The sequence below is a fragment of the Intrasporangium sp. genome (assembly GCF_040414665.1).
In the GTDB taxonomy this organism is placed as follows: Bacteria; Actinomycetota; Actinomycetes; order Actinomycetales; family Dermatophilaceae; genus Intrasporangium.
In genome coordinates this window covers 1-4,806 of sequence record NZ_JBEDUL010000057.1, presented here as the reverse complement: position 1 = coordinate 4,806, position 4,806 = coordinate 1, and the positions used below count along the sequence as shown (strand labels likewise).

The window sequence follows — 4,806 nt, the reverse complement described above, 5'->3', positions numbered from 1 at the left end:
TCGGCGTCCGGGATCCGCTCGGGCCAGGACATGCCGAGCGCGATCGGGACGAGCATCCGCGGCGGGCCGGCCTGGGCGATCGTCGACCCGTCGACGAACTCGACCATCGAGTGGATCATCTGCTGCGGGTGCACGACGACGTCGATCCGGTCGAAGGGAATGTCGAAGAGCAGGTGCGCCTCGATGACCTCGAGCCCCTTGTTGACGAGGGTCGCAGAGTTCGTCGTGATGACGCGGCCCATCGCGAAGTTCGGGTGGGCGAGCGCCTGCTCGGGCGTCACGTCTGCGAGCTCGGCACGGGTGCGCCCACGGAAGGGCCCGCCGCTCGCCGTGACAACGAGCCGCCGGACCTCCTCGGCGCGGCCGCCGCGCAGGCACTGGGCGATGGCGCTGTGCTCGGAGTCGACGGGCACGATCTGTCCCGGTCTGGCGAGTGCCTTGACGAGCGGCCCGCCGATGATGAGCGACTCCTTGTTCGCCAGCGCGAGCGTCGTGCCTGCGCGGAGCGCCGCGAGAGTGGGTTCGAGCCCGATCGCGCCAGTGATGCCGTTGACGACGACGTCGGCTGGGCGGGCGGCCAACGTCGAGCTCGCGTCGGGGCCGGTCAGCAGTTCGGGGTCGTATGCCGCTGGGCTCGCCTCGCCGCCCATGGTGCCGTGGGTGCGCCGGATGGCCGCAGACAGCTCGTCGTTGGTGGCGTTCGCCGCGGCGACGACGGGGACGTCAAAGGAGACGGCCTGCTGCGCGAGGAGCTCGAGGTTGCCGCCAGCGGAGATGCCAACCACCTCGAAGCGGTCGGGGTTGCGCCGGACGAGGTCGAGGGCCTGGGTCCCGATGGAGCCGGTCGAGCCGAGCAGGATGAGCCTGCGGGGCCGGCGCAGCGTGGAGGGGGCAGCAAGCTCATCGGTCACGCGCTCATCCTCGCGCATGGTGGCGAACGAGCTCGCTCCTGCCCTGCCCCACCGCCACCGCAACACGCCCGGCTCCTCGGAACTGACCAGTGATATTTCAGGGCCTCGTTCGAGATTCCCGGGCGTGTTGCGGTGGTGGGTCAATGCTGCGTCGAAGGCACGCCTCGAACCCGCAGCAGCTCGTCCCGCTGGAAGGCGTATGCCACCGCCCAGGTCATTCTGAGCCGATACATCCGGATGTCGTCGCCCCACGAGAACGGGTTGCTGCCGTAGTGCGCTGTCCAGTGCGCCTCGACCTCGTCACGCTCCGGCCCGGGCAGCATCAGCTCGGCCGCCCCGTGACTGAAGAGCGCCAGCTCCTCCCCGTCGATGTGCGCGACGCTGACGGCAGGCCGGCGCTCGAGATGCCTCGCCTTCGCCGAGCTGCCGTCCGTGCTGAACGTCCACGTGCCGTGCAGGAAGTGCCCGTCCAGCGCGCTGATGCGCGGCTCCCCCCTTGAGGTCACCGTGGCCACGGACAGCACCTTCATCCCGGTGAGCAGCTGCACGAGGTCCTCAGCCGTGAGACTGCGATCGTCGTTGATGATCGAACGCAGGTGTCCGGTCGCCCGGGCGCGCGAAGCGTCGAGCAGCTCCTGGAGGGTTGCGATCTCGGCAGCGGTCTCGAGCACCCTCCGACGGTAGTACGCCGCTGGTCGGAGTTCCGCCTACAGCGAGACCCACGTGACGAACGTTTCGACGACGTTGGTGTTGCCCTGCGGACGGTGCTCGGGCACCACGATCGGCAGCTGGGGCGGAGGGAGGAGCACCGCGGAGGGAACGGGCACTGGAGGTGCGTGAGGGGCTGGCGGCGGCTCGGTCCCCGGCGGCAGGAAGCCGGTGCGGGGATCCCGTTGCGGCTGGATCCCGGCCTCGGCGAGTCGCCGGATCGCCTCGAGGCGGGCTCGCAGGAAAGCTGCCGCAGGACCTGCGCCGGACAGCGACCCTGCCCCTGCCGGCAGCGACCCGACGAGCGACTCGGTGAGTCGGCTGCCCCAGCTCGTCGGCTCGATCCGCGTCACGACGGCCGACTCGACCTCCGACGTCAGGCTGCGCTCGACGATGCGCGGACGGGCCTGCTCCATCAGCTGGGAGACGGTGACGGAGCGGCGACCGGCCTCGCCCTGGTGCAGCGCCACGTGGACCTCGGCGGGCAATCCGGGAACCATCGCCCTCGTCACGCTCAGCGTGTGCGGTCTCACCAGCGCCTCGACGCCGGGATCCAGGATCAGGTCCCAGAGGACGTCAGGCGGGACGGCCAGCTCGATGGCCTCATCGTGGGCGATCGGTACGAGAGCGGGCCCTGCGACCTCGGCGTCGATGGCCGCGATCTCGGCACCGAGACGTGCGGAGTACGGTTCCGCACCCACCGTTCCGGCGCCCGCGGCGGTGGCCTGCCCGGTGACCGGTCCACCCTCGAGCCGCTCCTTGAGCCCGATCAGCCCGCGCTGCAGCCACATCAGGGCGAACGCCGATCGGAGGTCGATGGCATGCCCAGGCGTGATTCCGGATAGCCGCTGATCGACGATGCAGCCCTCGTCGGTGTCCTCCAGCGACGTCGTCAGGGTCATCGGCGACGAGCCGTCGACCGCCCGGGAGACGACGAGCCCTGGCGGCTCTGCGGCCACGATCTGCCCCAGCCCTGCGCGGAGCCGACCGTTGCCGCGACGCCACAAGACGGCCAGAGCGGCTGGAGGTCCATGCTGTGACTCCGGGACGGGCACGACCGTGAGCTCCTCGCCCAGGAACGGGCCGGACGGGGTGAGCAGCTCGTCCCAGACGGCCATCCGCTCGCAGCTGATGAGCACGCGATGGTGGACGTCGAGCGGCTGCCCCTGCCGCTGCTCGGGCGCTGGGCGACGCAGCAGCTGGTCGCCCACGAGGCCTCGGAGCAGGTTGCGCACGTGCCCGAGTGTGGCCCAACCGGGTCGACGCCGTCATGGCTTCGCGCGAGACGGACACGGCAGGCAGGATGAGGCCGTGCGAAGGACGACACTCAGGGCGCTGCTGGTGATCGGGCTGCTCGCAGCCGCCACGCTCGTCTGGTCCGTCGTTCGCGCGGCCGACACCGGTCCCTCCCCCGCGTCACCCAGCCAGCGCGCGACGGCCACCTCGCACGCCGAGTCAGCTCAGCGGCATACGGCATCGAACGACAGCGACGACAGCGCAACGGATCCGGTATCGGGACTGCCCTGGGTGGCCGAGTCCGCCCTCCCTCCGGAGGCGCGTGACACGCTTGCCCTCATCGAGGCGGGCGGGCCCTTTCCCTACCCGCGCAACGACAACCAGACCTTCTTCAACCGCGAACGCCGGCTGCCCGACGAGCGTCGCGGCTACTACAAGGAGTTCACGGTCGAGACACCCGGCTCCGACGACCGCGGCCCGCGCCGGATCATCACCGGAGCAGGTGGGGAGAAGTACTGGACGGACGACCACTACGACTCGTTCAGCAGAATCCGGGAGGGCAGATGACGACGTTCCTGGGACGACACGACGAGGTCGATGACCACATCATCACGCTCGTCGCCCACGGCACCGACGTGCGGGTCGTGCGTGCCGGGACCGACAAGCGCTCGGTGCTGTCCGAGTTCGCCTCGGCCCTCGCCCTGCCCGCGTGGTTCGGCCACAACTGGGATGCCCTCGTCGACGCCCTCCGCGAGCTGTCCAACGATGACCAGCGACGGATCGAGCTCGTCTGGGACCATGCGCACGCACTACGAGAGAACGCGCCCGAGACCTATGCCCTCGTCGTCGACATCCTCGAGCAGGTCGCCGACGAGCGAGACGACCTGGGCCTGACGATCATCGACCGCTAGGCAGGGCGGGTGCTCAGGTCGTGAAGACCCGCTCGTCGATGAGCCGCTCCTTGACCTCGTTGCCGCGAGTGTGGAAGCGGCCGTGCTCGAAGTCCTTGGCGAACTCGAGCTCGACGTGACCCCGGCCGTGCCGGTTCTTCTCGACGGTGAGGACGGTCCAGTCGCGGAACCGCTGCAGGTTTCCGAGGTCGTAGACGAGGTGGTCGCGCGCGACGATGTCGAGCTTGTCGCTGAGGATCAGCACGACGTCGGCCTCATAGGCCAGGGACGACGTGCCGCGCAGGTCATGGGTGCGCATCCGGTGACCGGACACCAGCGCTTCCTTGTCCGCCGCAGAGATCGCGATGATGGGGGAACCGACCTCCAGGGCCAGGTCCTTGAGACCCTCGACGGCCATCGTCGAACGCTCCTCCTCGGGCGCGCCGGGGACCGGCACCTTCTGCAGGTAGTCGACGAGGACGAGGGGCGCGTTCCCCGACGTGGCCGTGACGTCACGGACGATTCTGCCGATCTCGTCCAGCGTTGTGGTGGCACCCGAGGACTCGTGGATGTGGAGCCGGTCACCGTAGCCGCCCAGCGTCGAGAGCGCCTCCGTCCCGCCCGGCAGACCGGAGAGCAGGGCACCGAGGGACGCCCCGCCAGAGCCCGCCTCGAGCGCCCGGCGCACGCTGTGGACGTCCGCCGCCGTGCTGATCCCGAAGTCGTCTGACGCCCCGGCCCCCTCGAGGGACTCCATGGACTCCATCGAGATGAGCCGCTCGAGCAGGGTGTGCGCCTCATGCTCGTAGGAGAACACGAGCGCGTGCCCGCCGGCGGCGACGGCGTTGCGGGCGAACTGGAACCCGATCGTCGTCTTGCCGTTGCCGGCCGGGCCGCCGACGAGGACGAGCTCGCCCGAGCGGAACCCGCCGGTGAGCGTCGCGTCGAGCGCCGCGAAACCGGTCGGGTGGACCTTCGCGCCGGCCGGCAGGCCGCGCCGGAGGACGTGGTCGACGTCGCTGAGCAGGCTGCTCACCGAGTGCGGTCCGGTGGCCTGGCCG

At 70.3% G+C, this 4,806-nt stretch carries 6 protein-coding genes; 2 read left to right on the top strand and 4 right to left on the bottom strand.

What is annotated here, in order from left to right; all coding sequences use genetic code 11:
• From ABF401_RS06155 to ABF401_RS06145, 3 genes are all read right to left on the bottom strand, one after another.
• The coding region (locus ABF401_RS06155) for a 1-deoxy-D-xylulose-5-phosphate reductoisomerase (protein WP_353508659.1) at positions 1-911 on the bottom strand (911 nt) is incomplete at its 3' end.
• 140 nt (positions 912-1,051) lie between these two features.
• Positions 1,052-1,582: a pyridoxamine 5'-phosphate oxidase family protein gene (locus ABF401_RS06150; protein ID WP_353508658.1), complete on the bottom strand. Its 531-nt coding sequence runs from the start codon at positions 1,580-1,582 to the stop codon at positions 1,052-1,054.
• 36 nt (positions 1,583-1,618) lie between these two features.
• Positions 1,619-2,854 (bottom strand): SRPBCC family protein, encoded by a 1,236-nt coding sequence (locus ABF401_RS06145; RefSeq protein ID WP_353508657.1) that lies wholly within the window; start codon positions 2,852-2,854, stop codon positions 1,619-1,621.
• Between the two features lie 76 nt (positions 2,855-2,930).
• Between ABF401_RS06145 and ABF401_RS06140 the strand changes: the two genes are divergently transcribed.
• The gene (locus ABF401_RS06140; protein ID WP_353508656.1) at positions 2,931-3,422 is read left to right on the top strand and encodes a guanyl-specific ribonuclease; all 492 of its coding nucleotides are present in this window, start codon (positions 2,931-2,933) and stop codon (positions 3,420-3,422) included.
• The gene (locus ABF401_RS06135; protein ID WP_353508655.1) at positions 3,419-3,766 is read left to right on the top strand and encodes a barstar family protein; all 348 of its coding nucleotides are present in this window, start codon (positions 3,419-3,421) and stop codon (positions 3,764-3,766) included. The genes ABF401_RS06140 and ABF401_RS06135 overlap by 4 nt, the downstream gene beginning before the upstream one ends.
• 13 nt (positions 3,767-3,779) lie before the next feature.
• On the opposite strand, the gene ABF401_RS06130 is transcribed toward ABF401_RS06135, so the two are convergent.
• Positions 3,780-4,781: a DnaB-like helicase C-terminal domain-containing protein gene (locus ABF401_RS06130; RefSeq protein ID WP_353508660.1), complete on the bottom strand. Its 1,002-nt coding sequence runs from the start codon at positions 4,779-4,781 to the stop codon at positions 3,780-3,782.
• Positions 4,782-4,806: the final 25 nt, after the last annotated feature.

Excerpts from the sequence above, each read along its gene's own strand:
- ABF401_RS06135 (WP_353508655.1), top strand. The coding sequence starts at position 3,419 with ATGACGACGTTCCTGGGACGACACGACGAGGTCGATGACCACATCATC.